Below are 3,202 nucleotides of genomic sequence, written 5' to 3'. Positions count from 1 at the left end.
TGCCGTATCAGATTTTGCAGCCATTACCACCGGATAGAGACGGGCCAGTGAGTCTGGGCCAGCATTCCAGGTGCGACCGTTCCATTCGAACGTGAACGGCTGCGCCTCCTGTTCTGTGCGCCAGGCTTCGATTTCCTGGCGTTTGGCATCTTTTGCCGCTGCGATAAGTTCAGGCGTGACGGTGAATGGGGCGATTTCCCCCCACTTGCCGCTCTGTAACTCTTCCCAGATGCGCTGGCCTGTCATTGCGGTATCATCCTGCATGGCGGTATACGGGACGAATTCCGTTTCACCTTCAAATAACACCTCGCAGTCAACCGCACCATTTTCGAGATAATGCGCGTTTCTGATGCCTTTTACCGCTCTGATTTTCATGTTTTATTTCCTCGTTACTCGATGCGCACAAACAGGCAGATACGACCGCTTGTTCCGTAAGAGTCCCTGACCCCGGATAACGCCATATAACGCCCCGGGAAAGTGTACCCTGTAGCCCCTGCACTCGGTGTGGAACCGTAGGAGCCAGCCCCCGCAGAAGATATTGTGCACGAAAGATTAACTCCGCCCAGTTGTGACCCTGGCACCACATCACCCAGGCCAATTTTGATTTCTTTATCCCCGGAAGTTGTTCCGCGATAAACAGCAAGCACCGGAACACCCACTGCCGGGTATTTGAAATATGAGCCTGAGCCTGCTGTCCGGGACAGTAAGAACGCCAGCGAATCGCCGTCGTAAATGACAGGGCTTACTGTTGCATTCCAGTTGTTTCCACTCCAGCGGTAAGTCAGGCGATGAATACTGTGCTCACCTTCGTAATACTGGTTAAAACACAGCAGCATTTTGAATTTACGCGTTGTGTCCGATTCATCGTTATCAAAAGGCGACCACATCACATCAATGATGCCGTTAAATTTTGTGGTGCCTGCCAGTAGTGTGGAAGAGTCCGCAATACTGACCGCATAACGCCCCGGGGTGGCCTCTTTCAGCCATTCAGCAAAATCGGCCTGTCCGTCAAACGCCAGAGCGTCGGTGCTGGCAAATGCCTGACCGAATCCGTACATGCCGGACAGTGCCAGTCTGCCTGGTGTGCGGTCGCGGATATCGCTCTGGGGCTCCATCGTCGCAGCCGCTTTCAGTTCAAGCTCCGTGCGCATGGCTTCAGGCGTGTCCAGTGCCAGTAATGCGCGGGCTTTTTCTGACAGCCGCGCCAGTAAAATCCGGCCCTCTTCACTGAAATAAGGCAGCGTGTTTTCTTCCGGTATTATCTGGCTGACAGCCGTTAACACGTCATTAAGCGGCTGTTTACCTGCCAGTGCATTAGTGACCGTTGTCGCAAAGTTCGGGTCATTACCCAGCGCCGCTGCCAGCTCGTTCAGCGTGTCCAGGGCTTCAGGTGATGAGTCAACCAGCGCAGCGAGCAGTTTGCGGACAAACTCCGCATTGGCTATTTCATTACCTGCTGCATCATCCGGCGGTGTTGGTGCTGTCGGAGTTCCGGTCAGTGCCGGACTTTTCAGTGGTGCACGGGCTTCAATCAGTGCCCTGAGTGAAGCCTCATCAACCTTCAGGTTTTCCCAGCCAACCAGATAACCACCATCTGATGACACCGCGCAACGGTTATAATAAATATGACCATTAACACCGTAATAAATAATTATCTTATAGGCATACTCATCATTCGGGCTGGTTTTAGGTTGTGGCCAGATAATTTCAATAACACCGTTTGTCTGTATGCCAGGTACCACCACATTTGTGTCCGCAAATACGGTATAACGACCGGGTTTTGCTGTTTTTACCCACCTGAGAAAATCAGTCCCTGATTTAAATTCAGTTCTGTCGCTACTGGAAAATATTTTCCCGAAACCGAACATGCCAGGAATCGCCAGGCGGCCTTCGGTGCGGTCGTAAATATTCTCCTGCGCATCCTTTTGTGCTGCATTGCCAAGTTGTGGCGTCAGATTCGTCCAGGTGACCGGGGCGGAGATATTATCGCCACGAACGGTCATAAGAATCCGTCCGTCTTTTCCAAAAAACAGAACCAGCTTTGTTGCTGTCTGGCTGGTTTTGTCGCCCCAGCCATTATCCAGCCAGATAATTTCTGTTATCCCGGTGGTTTCTTCCGTTCGCGTGGAAAAGGTGTAATACCGTCCCGGGTGCAGGTTGTGAGCGGTTCTGGCTATATCCGCTATATTGCTGGCAATAATTGAACGTGCTCCGGCGTCCGTCATTCCGTAACCAAATGCACCAGGCAGCGCAACACGGCTTTCCGAGCTGTCGTAAAGGTCTGTTTGAATGTCCCTTACCGCTGCGCTTTTCAGCTCAAGCTCATTGCGCATGGTTTCCACTGTGGCCTGTGCCAGCAGTGACCGGGCTTTTTCTGACAGTGGAGACAGTGAAGCATTCCCGTCCTGATTAAAGCACAGAAGGTTATCGGCTCGCTCTTCCAGATTACTGATAGCGGTTAACACGTCGCTGAGTGGTTGTTTACCCGCCAGCGCGTTCATGATTGTTGTCGCAAACTCCGGGTCATTGCCCAGCGCCGCTGCCAGCTCGTTCAGTGTGTCCAGGGCTTCCGGGGACGAGTCAACCAGCGCGGCGAGCAGTTTGCGGACAAATGCCGCGTTCGCCATCTCCAGCCCGGTCGCATCGTCCGGCGGGGTTGGTGTGGTTGGCGTACCTGTGAACGCCGGGCTGTCCAGTGGCGCTTTTGTTTTCGTCTCGTCCATGACGGTTTTGACGGCTTTTGGCGTGGCTGCCAGTTCTTCGCTGTCGTTGTCTGTATCACTACAGAGTTGCACCAGGCCTTTTTGCGTCGTGCTGGCGCTGGTTCCTTTCAGGCCATCGACTATCCGTTGCGCCTCGTCCCTGTGCTGTTTCGCGCTCTGTTCGCTTTTTGCTGCCGCTTCGGCGCTGGCTTTTGCCTCGCCGGTCAGCGTTGCGGCATCAGCAAGTTTATCGACCGCTTTCTGGACTATCGCGTCAGCATCCTTGACAGCCTGCTCTGCGCGGGCCGCATCCTGTGTGGCAGATGATGCCAGCTGTGCCACCTGCTTTTTATCTTCGGCAACGGCTTCTGCATTCTGCTGTACGTTATCCGCCAGCGTCTGGCAGTCGCTCTTAATCTTCTGCGCATCAGCGGCATGTTGCCCGGCCTGTTGTTCGCTTTCCGCTGCCACTTCCGCGCTCTGCTGCGCCTGCGCCACCA

General features: G+C 53.9%; 2 protein-coding genes. Both read right to left on the bottom strand.

The genetic code is table 11. The features are described 5' to 3' along the window. Nucleotides 1-375 (bottom strand): DUF4376 domain-containing protein (locus EQY_RS0119875; protein ID WP_000701874.1); only part of this gene is annotated, 375 nt, incomplete at its 3' end. 14 nt (nt 376-389) lie between these two features. Next, nucleotides 390-3,202 (bottom strand): tail fiber protein (locus EQY_RS0119870; protein WP_000320422.1); only part of this gene is annotated, 2,813 nt, incomplete at its 5' end.

The organism is Escherichia sp. TW14182 (assembly GCF_000208525.1).
GTDB lineage: Bacteria > Pseudomonadota > Gammaproteobacteria > Enterobacterales > Enterobacteriaceae > Escherichia > Escherichia ruysiae.
This window is presented reverse-complemented; position numbering and strand designations above follow the sequence as displayed.